Raw genomic sequence first — 21,665 nt, 5'->3', positions numbered from 1 at the left:
TCTATGATTATTCATGAATGGTTTTGGTGTCCATGCAGGTTTAGATGGTCGTTAGCAAGCAGGAGGGCGCGCGATGGGGATCCGCTTTTTCTCGGACAAGAACCGACCGGTTCATATGGGGCCATACCCGCTGGAGCGACTGGCGCGGCAGGATCAGATGCCCGATCTGGCGCAGGTCGTCCCGATGCGCGCGCTCAGCTTTCACCGGTCGGAACAGCCCGAGAGCATCGTTAATGCGATGGGCGAGTTTCAGGCGATGATGGATGCGATCCGGGACGGGTTTGTGAACCCGGTCGCTTCAGAGGTTCCTGTCGATCCGACCGAGCGGGCCAACCACCTGAAAGCGTTTGGTTATTTCAATGATGCGTCGATGATGGGCTGTGGACCTCTCCCGGTCGATGTGGTGCTGGCCGAGCCTCGGCGCAACCCCGATATCGACCGGCTGGCCCATGCGCTGAAAACGCGCCAGACCAAGACGCTGGCCTCGGGCATCGACGTGATCATGGCGGACCTGAAGGAAAGCATGGAGGCCGCGCCGCGGGCGATGGACAATCACCGCCATGCGATTGTGTTCCTCTATGAACATAACCGCGACCCTGATCCGAGCGAACCCGGAGCCGATTGGATCGGCCACGCTCAGGACCACCGTGCCTGTCTGCTGGCGACCGAGAATGCGGTGGTGATCGCCAACTATATCCGCCTGTTGGGCTTTGATGCGCGGGCGCATACAGCGATGTCCTCCGAGGTTGATCTGGGCAAGCTGGCAGTAGCGGCGGGGCTGGCCTCGGTTGAGGGGGGCGAAGTGATCACCCCGTGGCTGGGCAAGCGGTTCGGTCTGGCCGCCGTGACCACCGAGATGGAGATCGCCCATGATCGCCCCCTGTGCCCGATGGCCGACCAGCCGTGGATGCGCACCCAAGGCCCCGCATGGTGGCTGGGCGCGGGCTTTGCCAAGAACGCGTTGAACCGGGATCCTTTTGCCAAACGCCGCTATGTGGACGGGGCGCACCCGTTTGAAAATCTTAAGCGGGTCGAGAGCCCCACCACCTATATCGACGAGGAGAACGTCGCCCGCGTGCCCAAGCGTGCGGATATGTTCGCGCGGGCGCAGTTTGGTGACATGGGCAAGTCGCTTCAGGACGCGACCAAGGGCGGGCATTACGTGCGCAAATCCGCCCCCAGCTTTGCCCAACGCCGCGCGCTGGGCGCGTTTGTTCTGCTGCAAGATGGCGACAGCGCTGCGGTTGAACGTCCAACGGATGCAGAACGCAACGCCGCAAATATCAAGGCCGCGACCTATTTCCTTGGGGTCGATGCGGTGGGCCTCAGCCGGTGTCCCGAGTGGAGCTGGTATTCCCACGACGCCACCGGGGAAGAGATCGTCCCACCCCATGATCAGGCCATCAGCATGATCATCGATCAGGGCTATGAGACGATGGAAGGTGCCAGCGGCGACGACTGGATCAGCGTGGCGCAGTCGATGCGCGCCTATCTGCGGTTCTCGCTGCTGGGCGGCGTGATCGCGCAGCAGATCCGCAATCTCGGTTACAAGGCCAAGGCGCATACGGTGATGGATGGCGAGGTGCTGCAGCCTCCGCTGTTACTGCTGTCCGGCTTGGGCGAGGTCAGCCGGATCGGAGAGGTGATCCTGAACCCTTACCTTGGTCCCCGCCTGAAATCCGGCGTTGTGACCACCGACATGCCGATGGCGCATGACAAGCCCATTGATTTCGGCCTTCAGACCTTCTGCGAGTCCTGCAACAAATGCGCCCGCGAATGCCCCTCGGGGGCGATCACGGCCGGGCCGAAGCTGATGTTCAACGGCTATGAGATCTGGAAATCCGACAGCCAGAAATGCGCGACCTACCGGATCACCACGCCCGGAGGCGCCATGTGTGGGCGCTGCATGAAGACCTGCCCGTGGAATCTGGAAGGTATCTTCAAGGAGCGCCCCTTCCGCTGGGCCGCGATGAATATTCCCCAAGCCGCGCCGGCTTTGGCTAAGCTGGATGATGCCGTGGGCAATGGTGGGCTCAATGACGTCAAGAAATGGTGGTGGGATATCGAACTGGACCCCGATGGGGCCTACCGCCCTTCCAAACACGCACTCAACCGGCGCGATCTGCAGCGCGACCTTGATCTGAAATACGAGGATCAAACGCTGGCTGTCTATCCCGCCCCGCTTGCGCCGCACCCGTGGCCTTACCCGTTCCACATGGACCGCGAAGCCGGGATTGCGGCCTATGAGGCGATGGTCACAGCCGCAGACTACAAGGCCCGCAAGGCTGCGGGCGATTGGTCGGTCGTCCACCGCTATCAGGTCGCGGGCGACGCGCCGGTGATGCGGGTGGAACTGACCAAGGTCGACAAGATGACCGCGGATGTCACTAAATACGAATTCACCACTTTAGACGGCGCGCCGCTGCCCGAATGGACCGCTGGCGCGCATCTGGACGTGCTGGTGTCGCCTGAATTCCTGCGGCAATATTCGATGTCGGGCGATCCGTCCGACCGAAGCACCTATCAGATCGGGGTGCTGCGCGAGGATGAAGGGCGCGGCGGTTCGGCCCTGCTGCATCGTATCTTCAACGAAGGGCGCAAGGTCTTCATCTCGAAGCCGATCAACCATTTCGAACTGGATGAGACCGCCACCAAAACCTTCCTGATGGGCGGCGGCATCGGCATCACCCCGATGATCGCCTTTGCCCACCGACTGCACGCCTTGGGCAAACCGTTCCAACTACACTATTCCACCAGCACCCGCGCCGGAGCCGGGTATCTGGACGATCTGGCTGCGATGCCATGGGCCGAGCATGTGCACTATCACTTCTCCGATGAAGGCACCCGCGCCGATCTGGACGCGATTCTGTCGGGGTATCAGGACGGCTGGCACGTCTATACCTGCGGCCCGGACCGATTCATGGATGGCGTGATGCAAGCCGCCGAGGCGCAGGGTTTCCCCGAGGAGGCGCGGCATCTGGAATATTTCTCGGTCCCCGAACAGCCCGAATACGAAAACCACCCGTTCACCCTGCGGCTGGCGAAATCGGGGCGTGACCTGCCCGTGCCCGCCGACAAGGATGCCGCGCAGGTGCTGAACGAGGCCGGGATACACGTAGATGTGAAATGTTCCGACGGTATCTGCGGGGTCTGCAAATGCGGCGTGATTGCGGGCGAGATCGAACATCGCGACTTTGTCTTGTCGAACAAACAGCGCGAGGGCGCGATCATCCTGTGCCAAAGCCGCGCGGCGGAAAAGGACGGCGTGATCGAAATCGACCTGTGATCCGAGGTCTGAAGCCGACATTTCCAACCTGAAAAATACGTCGCGGCAGCCATGGACGCGGGCGGGTTGCTGCACTAACGTCCCCTCCAAATCCCAGTGATCCTGAAAAACAGGTGCGAGGTATACTCATGAATTATCACAGCCCTGCCAGTTTTGCCGAAGCCTCGGCGCTGGCCGCAGACGCAACGGGCATCACGCGGTTTCTGGCGGGTGGCACCGATGTTCTGGTGCAGCTGCGCTCGGACCTGGTGACGCCGGACACGCTGATCGACATCAAGAAGATCGACGGCGTCAGCGATATCACCCGCAACGCCGATGGCAGCTGGACGCTGGGTGTCGCCGTCACAGGTGCCGAGATGAGCGAACACCCGGAACTGGGCCGCGACTGGCCCGGCGTGGTCGAGGCGATGGACCTGATCGGATCGACCCAAGTGCAGGGGCGCGCGACGCTGACCGGCAACCTGTGCAATGGCTCTCCGGCAGCGGATTCGGTGCCTGCGATGGTCGCGGCAGGCGTGACCGTCGCCGTGACCGGCCCCGACGGGGATCGGAAGGTCGCGGTCGAAGATATCCCGACCGGCCCCGGCAAGACGTCCCTGGCCAAGGGCGAGGTGGTTTCGGCGGTACATATCCCTGCACGCGGCGACAATGCGGGTGACGCCTATCTGCGCTTCATCCCGCGCACCGAGATGGACATTGCCGTCGTCGGCGTCGGCGTGAACCTGCGGTTGGATGGCGATACCATCACCGAGGCACGCGTGTCGTTGGGCGCAGTGGCCCCGACCGTCCTGCTGGTCGAAGACTGTGCCAAAGCCATCATCGGCAGCACGTTCGATGACGCCGCACTGGATGCGCTGGCCGCCGCGGCCTCGGCTGCCTGCAACCCGATCGACGACAAGCGCGGCACCATCGCGTTCCGTACCGAAGTGGCCGGTGTTCTGGCCAAACGCGCCGCGAAAATCGCCTATGCCCGCGCGAAGGGAGAATAAGCCATGAGCAAGTTCCACGTATCCACCACAGTCAATGGTGACACGGTCGAATATCTGTGTGATCCGCGCGAAACCCTGCTGGACTGTCTTCGTGACAAGCTGAACCTGACCGGCGCGAAAGAGGGCTGCGGCACCGGCGATTGCGGTGCCTGCTCGGTCAGCGTCGATGGCCGTCTGGTGTGCTCGTGCCTGATGCTGGGCGTCGAGGCCGAGGGCAAGCAGATCGAAACGGTTGAAGGGATCGCAGACGGCGACGTCCTGCATCCGCTGCAGAAAAAGATGATCGAATATGCCGCCCTGCAATGCGGCATCTGCACGCCGGGCATTCTGGTGGCGGCCAAGTCGCTGCTGGAGAAGAACCCGAACCCGACCGAAGAGGAAACCCGGTATTGGCTGGCGGGCAACCTGTGCCGCTGCACCGGCTACGACAAGATCATTCGCGCCGTGATGGATACGGCGGCTGAAATGCGGGAGGCGTCATAATGGCTCTGGACGATCGCAAATCCGAATTCACCTTTGTCGGCACACGCCCCGACCGCCCCGACGGTCTGGACAAGGTCACAGGCCGCGCCAAATTCGGGGCCGATGCCTATGCGCCCGGAATGTTGCACGGTGCCATCCTGCGCTCGCCGCATGCCCATGCGCGGATCGTAAAGATCGATACGTCAAAAGCCGAGGCGCACAAGGACGTCAAAGCCGTCGTCACCCGCGCCGATTTCGCCGATGTGCCGTTCTTTCCCGGTCTGGATGGCGAATTCTGGAACGTTCTGGAAAACGTCATGGCGGGCGAAAAGGCTCTGTATGACGGTCACGCGATTGCCGCCGTGGCTGCAACTTCGGCGCTGGCTGCCCGCGACGCGCTGAAACTGATCAAGGTCGAATACGAAGTCCTGCCCCACGTCACCGACGTGGACAAGGCAATGGCCCCGGATGCGCCAGTGATCCGCGAGGGCGCGGCAGATTACTCCGTCCCCGAAGGGATGCACCCCAACGTCGTGCGCTATCACGAAAGCGGACACGGCGATGTCGAGGCCGGGTTCGCCGAGGCTGATCTGGTCATCGAAGACAGCTTTGCGACCGAGGCCACCCATCAGGGTTACATCGAACCCCACGCCTGTCTGGGCTCGTTGGGCGCGGACGGCAAGGGTGAGCTGTGGTGCACCACACAAGGCCACTGGATCGCGCAAAAAACCTGCGCGGCGCTGCTGGGCATTGAAACCTCGCAACTGCGGGTCACCGCATCCGAGATCGGCGGCGGGTTCGGCGGCAAGACTACCGTTTTCATCGAGCCGGTGGCGTTGGCGCTGAGCCGCAAGGCCAACCGTCCGGTGAAGATCGTGATGACCCGGTCCGAGGTGTTCCGGGCCACAGGGCCGACCTCATCCGCGTCGATGGACATCAAGATCGGCATGAAGAAGGATGGCACGATCACCGCCGCGCAGGGCATTTTCCGCCTGCAAGGCGGGGCTTTCCCGGGTGCCCCCGGCGACATGACTGCCATGTGCGCCTTTGCGCCCTATAACCTGACCAATGTGCGGCAGGTGGGCTATGACGTGCTGGCCAACCGCCCGAAACAAGCCGCCTATCGCGCACCCGGCGCGCCGATGGGGGCCTTCGCGGTCGAATCCGTGCTGGATGAGCTGTGCAATAAGCTGGGCCTCGACCCGGTGGATGTGCGCCTGAAAAACGCGGCGCATGAGGGAACCAAGGCCAGCTATGGGCCCACCTATGAACGCATCGGTCTGGTCGAAACGCTTGAGGCCGCCAAGGCGCATCCGCATTACGCGGCCCCGCTGAAACCGGGACAGGGGCGCGGGATTTCCTGCGGCTTCTGGTTTAATCATGGTGGCGAAACATCCGTATCGCTGGCCTTGTCAGAGGACGGCTCGGCGCAGGTCATGGTCGGCACGCCGGATATCGGCGGCTCGCGCGCGTCGATGGCGTTGATGGCGGCCGAAGTGTTGGGCATTCCCTATGAGAACATCCGCGTCACCGTCGCTGACACCGCAACGCTGGGCTACAACGACGTGAGCCACGGCAGCCGCGTGACCTATGCCTCGGGGCTGGCGACCATCAAGGCGGCCAAACACGCGGTTGAACGGCTGTGTGAACGTGCGGCCGCCAAATGGGGCATCCCGGTCGACGCGGTGAAATGGGAAAACGGCTGCGCGGTGCCTTCGGGCCCCAATGCAGGCGATTTCGACCCGCTGCCGCTGGCCGACATCACCGCCAATATGGGCCGTACCGGAGGCCCGATCTCGGGCCATTTCGAGGCAACACCCGAAGGCGCAGGCGTGTCCTTCGGCACCCATATCGTGGATGCCGAGGTTGACCCGGAAACCGGCAAAACCTCGATCACCCGCTACACGGTCATTCAGGACGCCGGCAAGGCGATCCACCCGACCTATGTCGAGGGTCAGTATCAGGGCGGTGCCGCGCAGGGCATCGGCTGGGCACTGAACGAGGAATATATCTATGGCGACGATGGTCGCCTGCAGAACTCGATCTTCCTCGATTATCGCATCCCGGTGGCCAGCGACCTGCCGATGATCGACACGGTGATCGTCGAGGTCCCCAACCCCGGCCACCCGTTCGGTGTGCGCGGCGTCGGTGAAACCGGTATCGTGCCCCCCTTGGCGGCCATCGCCAACGCGGTGTCCAACGCGGCGGGCGTGCGGATGAAGCAACTGCCGATGTCCCCACCGCGCATTCTGGCTGCGCTCAAGGACAATGGTTGAGGTCCACCTTTGGTCCGGCCTCCGGTCATTGACCGGGGGCTGCGAGGTGGTCGAGGTTCAGGCCAAAACCACCGGAGAGCTGCTGCATGCGCTGGTGCTGGCCTATCCGCGACTGCAGGCCCCGATAGACGCGGGCGTCTCGATTGCCATCAACGGCCGCGTCATCGCCAGCGGCCTGACCGAACCCATCCCCGAAGGTGCCGAGGTTTACCTGATGCAGCGCCTGCGCGGGGGGTGATCCTGCAGCTTAGTACCGTCCGCGGAATTTCGGCTTAAAGCGATAGTGATGACCGCGATGGGCTTTGTATTTCTTCGGATGCAGCCCGTGATGCGGTGCGTAATAGCCCGGATGTCGTTTGACCTTCTTCACCACCTTGGGCTTCTTGTAAGACCGGTATTTGTAGTGAAGCTTGAGCTTCTTTTTGAAGCTTTTGACTTGAACCACCGGCACATCGTCTGAAACCGTCGGCTGGTACACTGCAGCCTGCCCGGTATATGGGCCGCTGCCCGGTGCAGTGAACGCGCGGTCTGCGGATTCAAACGCAATCGCCGGTGCTGGGCCAAAGCCGCTTTGCGCCTGTGCGGAATGTCCGGCAAGGCCAGCGGCAACCAGCACCGCGATGGCGGAAAGATAGGTATTTCTAGGCCGTTTCATCGTACCTCCTGACTGCTGCCCGATAGGTGGGCTCGAGTGTCAGATGGGGATGCGGATGCGCCTTGCCCAATAAACCCTGCTCACGGCGGGGCGAGAACGTATCAGCATGGGCCCGGGCCTTCATGATGTCGTGCGGATTTCAGAGAACGTCAGCTCGCCCGATATGGAGTTGCCAGAAAGCGGCCAAATTGTGTAGAACATATAGTGAACAAATATTGGAATCACTTGTGCTGTGCGACACGAATTTCACCCTGGCGCACCGTCGGAAACGATGGTTTGCAGCGTCGAAAGGGCAGGAGGCGACACTGTCCGAAGTCTTCCCGGACGCGGCGACGGATGCGGGGGCGGTCGGGTTTGTGCTGACTGCTCTGCCCAAGGGGCCGGGGTCGGTCTTGTGGGTGCAGGACCGGTTGTCGCGCACCGAGGCAGGTCAGCCGTATCTGCCGGGGCTGGCAGGCCGGTCGGTGATCCGGGTCGATATAAACCGGCCCGCCGATGTGCTTTGGGCGCTGGAAGAGGGGCTGCGCTGCCGGGCGCTGAAGGCGGTGATCGGCGAAGTGTGGGGCGCGCCGCCAGTGCTGGATTTTACGGCAACCAAGCGGCTGGCCCTGCGGGCCGAGCGCCATGGCGTTCCGTGCTGGATGATGCGCCGGGCCGCGTCGCCGGATCTGAGTGCTGCGCGCAACCGCTGGCGGGTGATGTCGCTGCCCTCGCTGCCGCATCCGGACGACCCCAAATCCCCGGGCGCGCCGCGCTGGAAGGTCGAACTTTTCCGCTCGCGTCATCAGCGGCCCGGCACATGGGTTGCGACGTATGACCGGGCGGCGGATCGTGTCGATCTGTCTGCCCCGGTTCGCGATCGAACGATGGCAGATCACGATGGAGCGTACCGGCGCGGCGCCGCCGGATGATGTTCCCGTTGTTCTGGTGACCGAAGGCCCGCACGGCCCGGTGATCCATGCCGCCAATCGCGCCGCCTGTCTGGCCGGGGCCTCGGTGGGGGCACGGGTTGTGGATGTTCGCGCGGCCTGTCCCGATCTGCGGGTCGAATATGCGGATGTGGCAGGCGACAGCGCGGCGCTGGACCGTCTTATGTTTTGGGCACGGCGCTGGTGCCCGTGGACGGTGGTGGACGGGCCGGATGGTCTGATCCTCGAAACCACAGGCAGCGATCATCTTCTGGGGGGCGAAGCCGCGATGCTGGCCGAGATAGAGGCCCGCCTGTCCGGGCTGGGCCTCAGCGCGCAACTGGCCGTGGCCCCCACATGGGGCGCGGCCTGGGCGTTGGCCCGTTACGGGCCGGTGCGCGCGGTTTGCCGGGAGGATCAGCTTGCACCGATGCTGGCGCCTGTGCCGATTGACGGGTTACGACTGACTGCGGCGACCCTGCTGCTTTTGCGGCGCCTTGGTCTGAAAACCATCGGCGCGCTGGCTCAGGTGCCCCGCCTGTCACTGGCCCGGCGTTTTACCCGGGCTGAAATGCAGGCCAATCCGCTGATCCGGCTGGATCAGGCGATGGGCCATCTGGCAGAGCCCGTCGCCAGCCAGGACGCCGCCCCCCGGATCACATCGCAGGCCCGGCTGCCCGAACCGATACAGGACCCAACCGCCTATCTGCCGCAGCTTTGCAGCGCCTTATGCGGTCAGCTGGCCCATCACGGTCTGGGCTGCCGCCGTCTGACCCTGACCGTCTACCGGACCGATGGCGAGGTCAGCGAGGTTGGCGCTGCCACCTCGGCCCCCACGCGCGATGCCGATCATCTGCGCCGCCTGTTCGACGACCGGCTGGAACGGATCAACCCCGGTTTTGGCTTCGACCTGATCACGCTTGAGGCGCGTGTGGTCGAACCTATCGCGCTGAGTCAGCACAATCTGGATGGCTCAGACGCGCAGGATGTCGAACTGCCCCGGCTTGTGGACCGTCTGGTCGCTCGGTTCGGGGCTGCGGCTGTCAAGCGCCCTGTGCTGCAGGCCAGCCATATCCCGGAACGCGCCGAAGTCACGGTCCCGGCCCTGCACGCAACCGGGGCCGAGACCGTGTCGGCGCGCGCCGAACGCCCCGTCCGCCTGCTGCGCGTGCCCGAAGAGGTGCGGGTTCTCTATGCCGTGCCCGAAGGCCCACCCGTACAGTTCATCTGGCGCAGGAGGCCCCATAAGGTTGCCCGGTATGCGGGGCCGGAGCGGATCGCGCCGGAATGGTGGTGCGACCGCGCCGGCACAAGGCTGCGCGACTATTTCAGGGTCGAGGATCAGCACGGCGCGCGCCTGTGGCTTTACCGCGAAGGGCTGCATGAGGATGGGCGCGGTGGTGCGCCGCGCTGGTTCGTGCACGGGATGTTTGCCTGATGCCCGAGATGGATCATCAGCGCCCCCGGCGGACCCTGACACATGAGGGGTTCACTCCCAACCCGCGTGCGGATTTTGTCGAGCTGGGCCTGACCACCTGTTTTTCATTCCTGCGTGGGGCCTCGGATGCAGTGGATCTGGCGGCGACGGCCTGGGCGCAGGGGTATGATGCGATTGGGGTGGCGGACCTAAACACCATGGCCGGGGTTGTGCGCCTGTATGCCGAAGCGTCCAAGGCGCGAATGCGGCCCGTCATCGGTTGCCGCCTGCGCCTTGTCAGTGGCGAAGAATTTCTGGCCTATCCGCGCGACCGCGACGCTTATGGGCGGCTCTGCATGTTGCTGTCCAAGGGGAAAATGCAGGATGCAGAGGGGGCCTGGCAGCAGAAAGGGCTTTGCCATATCACGCTGGACGATCTGGCCGCCCATGCCGAGGGTGTGCAACTGATCGCCATACCCGGCGAGGATACGGGCCTGTTTGCAGCGGGCCTGCCGCGTCTGACTCGTGCTCTGCCCGGTTTGCGCCATATCGCGGCCAGCTATCTGTATCGCGGCGATGACCGGGCGCGGATCAACGCGCTGGACCGGCTGGCGCGGGCGCATGGACTGTCGATACTGGCGACCAATGATGTGCATTACCACGCGCCCGACCGGCGTCCGCTGCAGGATGTGATGACCTGTATCCTGCACAAGACGACCATCACGCAGGCGGGATTCCTGCTGCAGGCCAATGCCGAGCGGCACCTGAAATCTCCGGCCCAGATGGCGCAGCTGTTTGCCGACTGGCCCCATGCGATCCGCGCGGCGCGCGAGGTTGCGGATGCCTGCCGGTTCGACCTGCGGGAACTGTCTTACGAATACCCGCAGGAAACCATCCCGAAAGGCAAAACCCCGCAGGGGTATCTGGCCGAATTGACGTGGAAAGGCGCAGACCAGCGTTATCCCGCGGGGGTGCCGGACAAGGTCCGAGCGGCGCTGGAGAAAGAGCTTGCTTTGATTGGCAAGATGCAGATCGCCCAGTATTTTCTGACCATCTACGACATCATACAGTTTGCCCGGCATCAGACCCAGCCGCCCATTTTGTGCCAGGGCCGGGGGTCGGCGGCCAATTCGGCTGTGTGTTACGTGCTGGGCATTACCGCCGTGGACCCCGACAAAAACGATCTGCTGTTCGAACGCTTCATCTCTGAGGAACGGATTGAGCCGCCCGATATCGACGTCGATTTCGAACATGAGCGGCGCGAAGAGGTCATACAGCATGTCTATGAAAAATACGGCCGCGACCGGGCGGGGTTGTGCGCCACCGTGATCCATTATCGCCCGCGCATGGCCGTGCGCGAGGTGGGCAAGGTCATGGGGCTGTCCGAGGATGTGACCTCGGCACTTGCGAAAACCATCTGGGGCAGTTGGGGCCGTGAAGTGGGCGAGCGCGAGGCCCGCGAGGCCGGTATCGACCTGCGCGATCCGCTGATGGCGCGCACCATCAAGCTGGCGGACCAGATGATCGGGATGCCGCGCCATCTCAGCCAGCATGTGGGCGGGTTCATCCTGACCCAGACCCTGCTGACCCGGACCGTGCCCATCGGCAATGGCGCCATGGCCGATCGCAGCTTTATCGAATGGGACAAGGATGACATTGACGAGCTGCGCATTCTGAAGATCGATGTGCTGGCGCTGGGGATGCTGACCTGTATCCGCAAGGCCTTTGATCTGATCGCTGCGCATTATGGAAAACGGTTCGATCTGGCCACCGTGCCGCAAGAGGATCCGGCGGTCTATGACATGCTCTGCAAGGGCGACAGCCTTGGCACGTTTCAGGTGGAAAGCCGGGCACAGATGAACATGCTGCCCCGGCTGAAGCCACGGAAATTCTATGATCTTGTCATTCAGGTGGCCATCGTGCGCCCCGGTCCGATTCAGGGCGACATGGTGCATCCCTATCTGCGCCGCCGCAGCGGGGCCGAGCCGGTGGAGTATCCCAGCCCGGGGCCGGACCATGACCCGGATGAGCTGCGCAACATTCTGGGGCGCACCAATGGCGTGCCGATCTTTCAGGAACAGGCAATGAAGATCGCCATGGTTGCGGCCGAATTTTCCCCGCAAGAGGCCAATGATCTGCGCAAGGCCATGGCCACGTTCCGGTCCCGCGGCACGATCGGAGAGCTTGAGGACAAGATGGTCAGCCGCATGATCCGGCGTGGTTATGACCCCACGTTTGCCGCGCGATGTTTCAACCAGATCAAGGGGTTCGGAGATTATGGCTTTCCCGAAAGCCACGCGGCCAGCTTTGCCCTGCTGGTTTACATCTCAAGCTGGATCAAATGCCATTACCCGGATGTCTTCTGCGCTGCGTTGCTGAATTCTCAGCCCATGGGGTTTTATGCCCCCGCCCAGATCGTCCGCGACGCGCGCGAACATGGGGTCGAGGTGCGCGCGCCCGATGTGAACTACAGCAACTGGGACAATAGTCTGGAACCCAACGGTCCCGGAGCCTTTGCAGTGCGTCTTGGGTTTCGGCAGGTGGACGGGCTCTCGCACGAGGTGATGGGGCGGGTATTGCAGGCCCGTGACAACCCTTTTGAGGACATTGAAGATCTCAAGCGGCGGGCAAAGATCGATGCGGGCACGATGCGCAAGCTGGCGGCGGCGGACAGTTTCCGCTCGGTCGGGCGGGATCGCAGGCAGGCTTTGTGGGATACAAGGGCCTTGCGCGACGCGCCTGACCTGCCTCTTTTCGCGGATCGCCGCGATGAAGGCCCTGAACCTGTGTTCACGTTGCCGCAAATGCCGCGGTGCGAGCATGTGGTGGCCGATTATCAGACGCTGCGCCTGTCGCTCAAGGCGCATCCGATGTCCTTTCTGCGGGCTAGCATGACGCGGCAGGGCTATCGCCGCGCCGGTGATCTGCTGCAGATGCGCAACGGGCAGGCGGTTTCGCTGGCCGGGCTGGTCCTCGTCAGGCAACGCCCGGGCAGCGCCAAGGGCGTCTGTTTCATCACGTTGGAAGACGAAACCGGTATTGCCAATCTGGTGATCTGGTCCCGAGTGATGCAGACCTATCGCAAGGCGATCATGCAGGCGCGGCTGTTAGAGGTGCGAGGCATCGTACAGCGCGATGCGGATGTGATTCATGTGGTCGCCCATCATCTGCTGGATCGCAGCGATGCGTTAGAGCGCCTGTCAAACGACGTTCTGGACGTACCGCTGGCCCACAGCGATGAGGTTCGCAAACCCATGCCGCGACACACGCACAGACACCCGCGGGATGTACGGGTCATCCCCAAATCGCGAGATTTTCACTAAAGGGTGCAACTGGTGAACAGGGCAGGACAAATTGTCCACAAACAAGCGATTGACAGCGCCGCCGCAAGTGACGATGAACGACGCGAAATCTGCAAGCAAGACTCAACCGCCAGCCCTCATACATCCGCGTTTTCAATTGCTTAATCCGGTGGTGCCATAACCGACGGCACGGGCGGTTCTGGAAGGTCAAGATGATACAAGACGCAATCAACGACTGGAGCGATGGGGCAACGGGCTCCATCACCTATAATGGCGTAACCACGAATTATGAGATCTCGTCATCCGGCACCGCCGGCGCGGGTGGAAATCTTAGGCTGGACGATGGCGAGTCCGCCACCATCAGCTTTGATGACCCGCTGCCCGGTCTGATCATCCGGGTCGGGGACCTCGACGCCGCTTTCAGAGAAGAAGCGCAATTTGAGGTGAATGGCACGACGTTCAACCTTGAACAGGCGATTATAAATGGTGATGTGATCGTGACCCAGGGGAACGGAACGCCGCTTCCGAACAATGGGCTCGATGTGGTCAACGGCACCATATTGGATGGCACGCCCGGGGCTCAGAACGAAGGGTTTCGGATTCAGTTCAAAATACCGATTTCGGAAATCACGCTGAACTATCTGAGCGGCGGGAGCGGCTTGCTGGGCTTTGATGCGCTGGTGTGTTTTGCCGGCGGTGTTCAGATCGAAACGCGCGATGGCGCACGTGCCGTCGAGGATCTCGCCGTTGGTGACAGCGTGCGAACCCTCGATCATGGATACCAGAAGATCCGCTGGATCGGGCGGCGGCGGCTCGATGGGGTTGAGCTTGCGGTAAACCCCAAACTTCGGCCCATTTGCATCGACGCCGGGGCGCTGGGCCCGGGCCTGCCGTCCCGGGATCTGCGTGTCTCGCCACAGCACCGTATCCTTGCGCGTTCCAAAATCGCCCGACGCATGTTCGGTGTTGACGAGGTGCTTATCCCGGCCAAAAAACTACTGCCGCTGGAGGGGGTGCATATCGACACCCCGGCGGAAGGTATCGAGTACTATCACATCCTGTTCGACCGGCATGAGATCGTCTTTTCGAACGGATCTCCGACCGAAAGTCTGTTTACTGGACCCGAAGCGCTCAAGTCGTTGTCGCCCGCGGCGCTGGCCGAAATCCACGCCCTGTTCCCCGAAATCGCCCGGCCGGATTTCCACCCTCTGCCCGCGCGGGATGTGCCCGTCAAAGGCCGGCGCATGACCGCATTCGCGCAACGGCATCAGGCCAATCACAAACCGCTTTGTGCCACAGCAGTGCCGTCATCAGACCCTGCGGCTCACGCAGCGGCATAGTCCGGGATTTGGGGATTGGTGGTAGCGGAGGTCCGTTGTTGAGCTTCACCCCCATTGCTATATCTATCTGAAATTATTGCATAATTACAACATTTTGCTTTTTGGAAACGTGTTGTAGTCAATGGTATTTCAAGGCGGCTAGATATTGATTTGGAAGAATATTCCATCCCAAACATAAACACTTGTTCGGCTGCATGCCTGCGATAGTCTACTTTCATGAATTACGAGAACAGTCACTTTGAAAGTTCAGCGCCTTTCGAAAACGCTCTTCATTCGATTATCGAAGCCGAAACAAAGCTTCGAGAGGTTGAGGGTGGTGAAGAGATTAGAAGGTTGGTTTCAGGATCAAGAACGTTTACCCGCAAAAATCATGGTACCAAGCCTGAAGATCTCGTCATTAAGCTGTCTGACTACGTTTCCAAGGAAACTCGTTTCCTAGCAACGCAAGCTTTCTCCGACTTACGAAACGCTTTGGATTACGCATTCAATGACGCCTCAGTGCAGCTTGGTGGCGACTTGAGAAAGCAATATTCATTTCCCATAGCGCATAGTCCCGATGATTTGGAGAACGAGATTCGGAGGCGGTGTAGAGGCGTTGATGATCGGTTACTTGCTTTTGTTCGCTCCCTTGAGCCATTCAAATCTGGAATGAGTGAGTTGCTTTGGCTGATCACAAAGCTGTCCGGGAAGGGAAAGCACAAAGGACCACTGATCCTAAAACCCGTCGTCAAATGGATGTTCATTGAAGACGGAATTGATCTCTCGGGTGATCGCCCAATGCCGGTCATGAACATAGAACGTGAACTAACCCTTGCGTCCGGTAAGGTTGAGCAAGGTCAGGGTGTACACGTGGAGTTTGACCTCATCATCGATACGATAGAGCTTAACGTCGACTTCGACGGCGAAGCGTCTTTCTCCAGTTTCGTGGCGAAAACGAAAGACGTTGTCTTAAGCTTAAAATCTGAAACAGAGCGTTTGAACGACCTAGAGCAGCAGCTGTTTCAGGCGACGCAGTTATTTTGACTGAACCCAAAATCCTAAACGTAGTTCATTTCTTCTTCTTTGATGCCTGCAGGATGCGTTTTCGCGCACTTTGCCTCATGCTGTTCTTTGAAGCGCGACGCGCTGCATCTTTAGCCATCGCTTGAACTAATTTCAAACGAGTATCATTCAAGTCGATGACTTGGCTAGTTGGCTTGATCTCGTCAGATTTCGGAATTCGGTAAACGATTTTGATTTGCATCGTCCGAAAGTTCAGCAATGTGCGACGATTGTAAAAGCCGACAACGAGGTTTGCTATTGTGATTTGGGGGGTACGAAACGGAACCCGTAGTGGATTTCCCCAAATTATAATCGTTCAAAATCAATACCTTAAAAATACACGAGTCTGTGCGGCATGTGCGCAAAACCTCGTTTTATTCTTTAAAATCAATGGGTTAAATGAATTTTGGTAGCGGAGGAGGGACTTGAACCCCCGACACGCGGATTATGATTCCGCTGCTCTAACCAACTGAGCTACTCCGCCGTAAGTGAGAGGCGATGTAAGCGAGGGGCCGGGGAGGGTCAAGAGGGAAAAGCGCCCGGACCGGGATTCTTTGAAAGCCCGGTTCAGGGCGTGTCGGCCCGTGTTGGCGAGACCTTTGAAGCGTCGGCGATCTTGCGGATGAAGCTGCTGCAGGCGTCGGGCACCGTGATCAGGATCATGTGGCCGCGATCCTCCAGTGTCTCGACGCTCAGGCCGTATTGCGCCATGGGTGCGCCATGGAACTCCGCCGACAGGATCGGGTCCTGCGCGCCGAACAGAATGCCACCGGGGACGTGCAGATCATCATAGCGCTGACACTGGGGGCCGATACTGGCTTCAACTCCGATCACGTCCTGCGAGGCCGTGATGAAAGCTGACGGGCGCAGCCCCAGGGCACCGCCGGCACGATCCAGAAAATCTGACGGGGCAGGTTCGGGCGCGAAAACGTCCCTTAGAACCAGCGGGGCGGTCTTGCGGGCCATCGGCACCGCAATGGTGTGACCGATCAGGTTGCGCAGCCATTCGGTGCGGATCTCAAGCGGTTTGAAGACCGCAGGCGTTGCGGGCATCTGCTGTGTCAGCGGCGCCAGCAGCGCCAGCGCCCGGATTTGGTCGGGGTAATCAAGGGCCATCGCCAGCGCAACCGCACCGCCCAGCGAATGCCCGACCAGAATGGGATCGCGCACGCCCTTGGCCTCAAGAAACGCATGGATCATGCGCGCCTGCTCGGGCAGCGTCGCGCGCTGTGCCGAGTCGCGGGCGGAGTAGCCACAGCCGGGGCGGTCGACGGCCAGAACGTGATAATCGCTGGCGAGGTCCTCCATCAGCGCATAGGTGAAGTGCTGTAATTGCCCGGACAGGCCGTGGATCATGACGATCGTGGGCTTCGACGGGTCGCCTTTCTCGACATAGTGGATTGCGCCCCCTTCGACAGGGGTGATCTGGCCCAGTTGCGGCACCATTTCCATCCCCTGCCGGGTCAGCCGACGGGTCCAGAGGTTCATGCCCAGCAGGAAGGCGGCCAGAAGACCGGCAATCACCATCAGTGTCCACATCAGTTTTCTCCGCTTGTTTCGGTCACCGGATGGTACTGCTCCAGCCCGGATCGTGCCATGCGTTTTCTGAACTCGGACACGGTGCCGGGCCAGAGCGTCGTGTTGCGCCCATTGGCGTCCTGGTACCACGAGGTACAGCCGCCGGATTGCCAGATGCTGTCGGCATGGCGGTCCTGCATTTCCCGGGTGAACGCCGCCTGCCGGTCGGCGTCGGGTCCCACGATATCAACCCCGCGATCCCGCATCGCGCTCAGGACCCGGCCGATGTGTTCGACCTGCGCCTCGATCATCAAAACGACCGAGTTGTGGCCCAACCCGGTATGTGGGCCGAGCAGTATGAAGAAATTCGGAAACCCGGCAATGGCGGTGCCCAGATTGGCCTCCATCCCATCGGACCAAGCCTGCTGCAGGGTCAGGCCGTTTGCTCCGGTGATGTCCAGCGCGTCGCCCATGTCAGTGACGCGAAACCCGGTGCCCCAGATCAGAACATCGGCCTCGACCTCGGTGCCATCCGTCGCGATGATGCGGTTCTGTTCGATCCTGGCAACGCCATGAGGCACAACATCCACGGTGTCGCGTGCCAGCGCCGGATACCAGTCGTTCGAACTGAGGATGCGTTTGCAGCCGATGTCGTAGTCCGGAGTCAGTGCGGCCTTCAGTGCGGGATCGGTGATGGCCTGATCCAGCGCCTTGCGCCACATTTTCATGGCAAAATCAACCGCCCCGGGTTCGTGTCGGAAAACGCGGTGACGAAACTCGTACAGCATATAGATCAGCTGACGGCGAATGCGGGGCAGCAGCGGGACGCGCTGATAAAGCTGCCGCACCCATGGCGCGATCGGACCGTCAGGTCGGGGCAGCACGTAAGGTGCGCTGCGCTGAAAGATGGTGACGTGCCCGGCGGTCTTTGCGATCTCGGGCACGAACTGAACGGCCGAGGCTCCGGTTCCGATCACCGCGATCCGCTTACCGTTCAGCGGGGTGGTGTGATCCCATTGGGCGGAATGGAAACTGGGGCCGGGGAAACTCTCAGCCCCCGGAATGGCCGGGATGCGCGGCAGGTGCAGCGCGCCGATGGCCGAGATTAGGAACCGGGCCGACCAGCGCTCACCGTTGGTGGTGTCGACCTGCCAGCGGGCACCATCCCAGCGGGCGGATTTCAGCTTTTGGCCAAAGTGGCAGAGGTCATACAGCCCTTCTTCCCGGGCAATGCGCTGAAGATAAGACTGAATCTCGGCCCCGCCCGCATAGGCGCGGGTCCAGTGCGGGTTCAGATGGGTCGCCATTGAATAGAGGTGCGAGGGCACATCGCAGGCAACGCCCGGATAGGTGTTTTCGCGCCAGGTGCCGCCGATGTCATCGGCCTTTTCCAGTACCGCGATATGTTTGACACCCCGCTTTCGGGCCTCAAGCGCCATGGTCAGGCCGGAAAACCCGGCCCCGATGATCAGCATGTCGGTCTTGGTTGGCATATCAGTTCCATCCCTTTCCGCGGGCTGTCTGTCGACAGAACTCTATCATCATATGGGGTAGGGCCGGGTCCTGAACAGGCCGCCCTTGGGTCAACCGGTGGCGTTCAGCACGCTGACCGGGGGGCGGGGCAGGGCGTCAAGCAGGCCAAACACAGCCTCGCGGCAGGCAGGCCCGTCCCAATCTGCCGGGTAGAACCCTGCGGGCAGGTCCGGTTGCCTTAAGACGACACGCCGCCACCGATGCACCAGCAAAGTGCGCAGCGTGGCGCTTTGCAACGGCGTCGGCGACCAGCCGTCGGGGCGGGTCTTCAAAGCGCTCTGGGCCGCCCGGTGCAATGCCCGGCACGAAAGGCGCAGGTTCTGCGGGCAGAGACGGTCCTGCACCCATTTGGGTGCGTCCTGTGGTGAAATCTCAAGCGCCAGAATCCCGTCCGCCTGATCCGGCATCGGGCCCGGGCCCAGGGCAACGGTCCGCCCGATTGGCGAATAGTCGCGACTGAGCATCAGGTCTTCCAGCACGTGTGTGCCTGCGCCGTCCTCGGCGATCAGCAGGTGCCAATGTTCAACGGTAACAGGGCCGCGCGCGTAGATGCGTGGCGTGACGGCGGCGGATTGTGTGCGCCCAAACTCGGTCAGCACATGGCGCGAGACGCGGCCGATCCGGTCGCTTTCGATCCAGCCATCCTTGCGCAGGCGGTGCAGGGCGACACGGATCGCTTCGGGCTTGATCCCCATCGGTTCGATGATCCGGGTCAAGGCCCCGCCCGAGATCTGCGCGCCGGGTTCCTGTGCCATGTCGCCGAACAGCGAGACAATGATCGACCACACCCGCTGGTCCTGCGGGTCCGTCAGCTCGGCCACAGCCGTTTCGAACCACGAGCTCTGTTTGGTCATACGACCAGTTTAACCCATTAGGGTGAATAAGAAAAACAGGTATTCAGCGCGCGTTCATGGTCAGAAGTTCGTACTCCGCGACCGGTTCGTCATCCTGATTGGTCAGCGACACGTGCCAGCGCACCTCACCATATTCATCATTGCGCGGGGTCTTCTGTTTTACGGTCAGACGCACCTTGATGCTGTCTCCGGCAACCACGGGCTTCATGAAGCGCAGCCCGTCGAGGCCTGTGTTTGCCAGCACCGGCCCTTCGTTCGGTTCGACAAACATGCCCGCCGCAAAGCTGAGCAGCAGGTAGCCATGCGCCACGCGGCCCGGGAAGAACGGGTTCCGCGCGGCGGCGTCCTCGTCCATATGGGCATAGAATGTGTCGCCGGTGAAATGGGCGAAATGTTCGATATCGTCGAGCGTGATAGTCCGCGGATTGGTGTGCAGCGTCTCACCGATCTGCAGCTCGCCGAACTTGCGGGTGAAGGGGTGCGCAGGGCCTTTGATCTCGGGCGCTCCGGGCACCCATTTGGGGCCGATGCTGCTGAGCATTCGGGGTGAGCCCTGAATCGCGGTGCGCTGCATGTAGTGTTTTACGCCGCGCACGCCGCCCAGTTCCTCGCCCCCGCCCGCGCGGCCCGGCCCGCCATGCACCATATGCGGTAGAGGAGAGCCATGGCCGGTCGATTCCCCCATCGAGTCGCGGTCGTTGATGTAGATCCGCCCGTTATAGGCCGCTGAGCCCATCACTACCTCGCGGGCAACATCGGTGTCATGGGTGATCAGCGACGTCACCAGCGACCCCTGACCGCGATTGACCAACTCCACGGCATGATCCAGATCGCGATAGCCCATCAGGGTTGAGACGGGCCCGAACGCCTCGGTATCATGCACGCGCTGGGCGTTGTCAGGATCGGCACAGTGGAACAGCATCGGGGGCACGAAGGCTCCGGTTTCGGGGCCTTGCAGGTCGAAGGTATCGGGGTTGCCGAAGACGCGCTCGGCCTCCTGCCCGATCAGGGCGGCCTTTTCCAACACGTCGGCCTTTTGCCCGTTCGACACCAGCGCGCCCATGCGCGTGGTTTCGGCCCGAGGGTCGCCGATGGTGATCTTTGCCAGCTGGTCCGACAGCGCGGCGATCACCGCATCGACATGCGTCTCGGGCGCGATGATCCGGCGGATGGCGGTGCACTTCTGGCCCGCCTTGGTGGTCATCTCGCGGCTGACTTCCTTGACGAACAGGTTAAACTCGGGCGTTCCGGGTGCGGCATCCGGGCCAAGGATCGAGGCGTTCAGGCTGTCCTGCTCGGCCACGAACCGGACCGAGTTCTGCAGGATCGCAGGCGTCTGCCGCAGCTTGAGCGCGGTATTGGCCGAGCCGGTAAAGCTGACCACATCCTGACAGCCCAGATGGTCCAGCATGTCGCCCAACCCGCCGGACACCAGTTGCAGCGCGCCCGCAGGCAGGATGCCGCTGTCCAGCATGATCCGCACCGCCAGTTCAGTGACATAGCAGCTGTTGGTCGCGGGCTTCACGATGGCCGGGACGCCTGCCAGCAGGGTCGGGGCCAGTTTCTCCAACATCCCCCAGATCGGGAAGTTGAAGGCGTTGATGTGAACCGCCACACCCTGCAGGGGCATGCAGATGTGCTGGCCCAGAAACGTGCCGTTGCGCGACAGTTGCTCGGTGTCGCCGTCCAGATAGACCTGCGCATCCGGCATTTCGCGCCTGCCCTTGGAGGCGAAGACAAACATCGTGCCGATGCCGCCATCGATATCGATCAGGTGGTCTTTCTGCGTCGCGCCGGTCTCAAAACTCAGGTCATAGAGCGCCTGTTTGTGCGCTGAAAGCGCCTGCGCCAAAGCCTTCAACATTCGGGCGCGGTCGTGGAACGTCAGCCTGCGCAGGGCCGGGCCGCCAGTATTGCGGGCGTAGTCCAGCATCGCCTGCACGTCGAGCGCCGCGTTTCCGGCGCTGGCAAAAGGTGCGCCGGTGATGGCCGAGGCAATGGTGCGTGCGCCGTCTCCGGGTGCGAGCCATTGGCCTGCGGCAAAGCTGGAAATTTGATGCAGGGACATGGTGTTCTCCTGTTTT

At 61.8% G+C, this 21,665-nt stretch carries 16 protein-coding genes and 1 tRNA gene; 10 read left to right on the top strand and 7 right to left on the bottom strand.

Annotated features, from left to right (window positions below; all coding sequences use genetic code 11):
- The first annotated feature begins 73 nt into the window (after positions 1 to 73).
- The 5 genes from ACR0J1_RS09815 to ACR0J1_RS09795 all read left to right on the top strand — a co-directional run bounded on the left by ACR0J1_RS09815 (position 74) and on the right by ACR0J1_RS09795 (position 7,251).
- Positions 74 to 3,286, top strand: coding sequence for a reductive dehalogenase (locus ACR0J1_RS09815; RefSeq protein ID WP_480732315.1), 3,213 nt, complete (start codon positions 74 to 76; stop codon positions 3,284 to 3,286).
- Positions 3,287 to 3,414: 128 nt separating this feature from the next.
- Complete coding sequence (locus ACR0J1_RS09810; RefSeq protein ID WP_480732317.1) at positions 3,415 to 4,275, top strand: FAD binding domain-containing protein; 861 nt, start codon at positions 3,415 to 3,417, stop codon at positions 4,273 to 4,275.
- 3 nt (positions 4,276 to 4,278) lie between these two features.
- Complete coding sequence (locus ACR0J1_RS09805) at positions 4,279 to 4,758, top strand: (2Fe-2S)-binding protein (RefSeq protein WP_480732319.1); 480 nt, start codon at positions 4,279 to 4,281, stop codon at positions 4,756 to 4,758.
- Positions 4,758 to 7,013 carry a xanthine dehydrogenase family protein molybdopterin-binding subunit gene (locus ACR0J1_RS09800; protein ID WP_480732320.1) on the top strand — a complete coding sequence of 752 codons (2,256 nt, stop codon included), beginning with the start codon at positions 4,758 to 4,760 and terminating at the stop codon, positions 7,011 to 7,013. The genes ACR0J1_RS09805 and ACR0J1_RS09800 overlap by 1 nt, the downstream gene beginning before the upstream one ends.
- A complete protein-coding gene (locus ACR0J1_RS09795; RefSeq protein WP_480732322.1) occupies positions 7,006 to 7,251 on the top strand; it encodes a MoaD/ThiS family protein in 246 nt (81 codons plus the stop codon). The genes ACR0J1_RS09800 and ACR0J1_RS09795 overlap by 8 nt, the downstream gene beginning before the upstream one ends.
- A gap of 9 nt (positions 7,252 to 7,260) precedes the next feature.
- On the opposite strand, the gene ACR0J1_RS09790 is transcribed toward ACR0J1_RS09795, so the two are convergent.
- Positions 7,261 to 7,668 carry a hypothetical protein gene (locus ACR0J1_RS09790; RefSeq protein WP_480732324.1) on the bottom strand — a complete coding sequence of 136 codons (408 nt, stop codon included), beginning with the start codon at positions 7,666 to 7,668 and terminating at the stop codon, positions 7,261 to 7,263.
- Positions 7,669 to 7,883: 215 nt separating this feature from the next.
- Between ACR0J1_RS09790 and ACR0J1_RS09785 the strand changes: the two genes are divergently transcribed.
- The 5 genes from ACR0J1_RS09785 to ACR0J1_RS09765 all read left to right on the top strand — a co-directional run bounded on the left by ACR0J1_RS09785 (position 7,884) and on the right by ACR0J1_RS09765 (position 15,658).
- Complete coding sequence (locus tag ACR0J1_RS09785) at positions 7,884 to 8,579, top strand: ImuA family protein (protein ID WP_480732325.1); 696 nt, start codon at positions 7,884 to 7,886, stop codon at positions 8,577 to 8,579.
- A complete protein-coding gene (locus ACR0J1_RS09780; protein WP_480732730.1) occupies positions 8,482 to 10,014 on the top strand; it encodes a Y-family DNA polymerase in 1,533 nt (510 codons plus the stop codon). The genes ACR0J1_RS09785 and ACR0J1_RS09780 overlap by 98 nt, the downstream gene beginning before the upstream one ends.
- Positions 10,014 to 13,316, top strand: a complete 3,303-nt coding sequence (locus ACR0J1_RS09775; RefSeq protein ID WP_480732327.1) for an error-prone DNA polymerase — start codon at positions 10,014 to 10,016, stop codon at positions 13,314 to 13,316. Before ACR0J1_RS09780 ends, ACR0J1_RS09775 begins: the two co-directional genes overlap by 1 nt.
- 191 nt (positions 13,317 to 13,507) lie before the next feature.
- Positions 13,508 to 14,635, top strand: coding sequence for a Hint domain-containing protein (locus tag ACR0J1_RS09770; RefSeq protein WP_480732329.1), 1,128 nt, complete (start codon positions 13,508 to 13,510; stop codon positions 14,633 to 14,635).
- A gap of 216 nt (positions 14,636 to 14,851) precedes the next feature.
- Complete coding sequence (locus ACR0J1_RS09765; RefSeq protein ID WP_480732331.1) at positions 14,852 to 15,658, top strand: hypothetical protein; 807 nt, start codon at positions 14,852 to 14,854, stop codon at positions 15,656 to 15,658.
- A 25-nt stretch (positions 15,659 to 15,683) separates the two neighbouring features.
- Here ACR0J1_RS09765 and ACR0J1_RS09760 read toward each other — a convergent pair whose 3' ends face one another.
- From ACR0J1_RS09760 to paaZ, 6 genes are all read right to left on the bottom strand, one after another.
- Positions 15,684 to 15,878, bottom strand: a complete 195-nt coding sequence (locus ACR0J1_RS09760; protein ID WP_480732333.1) for a hypothetical protein — start codon at positions 15,876 to 15,878, stop codon at positions 15,684 to 15,686.
- 205 nt (positions 15,879 to 16,083) lie between these two features.
- A tRNA-Met gene (locus tag ACR0J1_RS09755) sits at positions 16,084 to 16,160 on the bottom strand.
- 83 nt (positions 16,161 to 16,243) lie between these two features.
- Positions 16,244 to 17,215 carry an alpha/beta fold hydrolase gene (locus tag ACR0J1_RS09750; RefSeq protein ID WP_480732335.1) on the bottom strand — a complete coding sequence of 324 codons (972 nt, stop codon included), beginning with the start codon at positions 17,213 to 17,215 and terminating at the stop codon, positions 16,244 to 16,246.
- Positions 17,215 to 18,687: a flavin-containing monooxygenase gene (locus tag ACR0J1_RS09745; protein ID WP_480732337.1), complete on the bottom strand. Its 1,473-nt coding sequence runs from the start codon at positions 18,685 to 18,687 to the stop codon at positions 17,215 to 17,217. The genes ACR0J1_RS09750 and ACR0J1_RS09745 overlap by 1 nt, the downstream gene beginning before the upstream one ends.
- Positions 18,688 to 18,777: 90 nt before the next feature.
- Positions 18,778 to 19,581: a PaaX family transcriptional regulator C-terminal domain-containing protein gene (locus ACR0J1_RS09740; RefSeq protein ID WP_480732339.1), complete on the bottom strand. Its 804-nt coding sequence runs from the start codon at positions 19,579 to 19,581 to the stop codon at positions 18,778 to 18,780.
- A gap of 43 nt (positions 19,582 to 19,624) precedes the next feature.
- Complete coding sequence (gene paaZ, locus ACR0J1_RS09735) at positions 19,625 to 21,649, bottom strand: phenylacetic acid degradation bifunctional protein PaaZ (RefSeq protein ID WP_480732341.1); 2,025 nt, start codon at positions 21,647 to 21,649, stop codon at positions 19,625 to 19,627.
- Positions 21,650 to 21,665 lie beyond the last annotated feature (16 nt).

This window comes from Ruegeria sp. CJ3, from assembly GCF_056536725.1.
The sequence above is the reverse complement of the archived record's forward strand: the minus strand, read 5'-3'. Positions and strand labels throughout refer to the sequence as shown.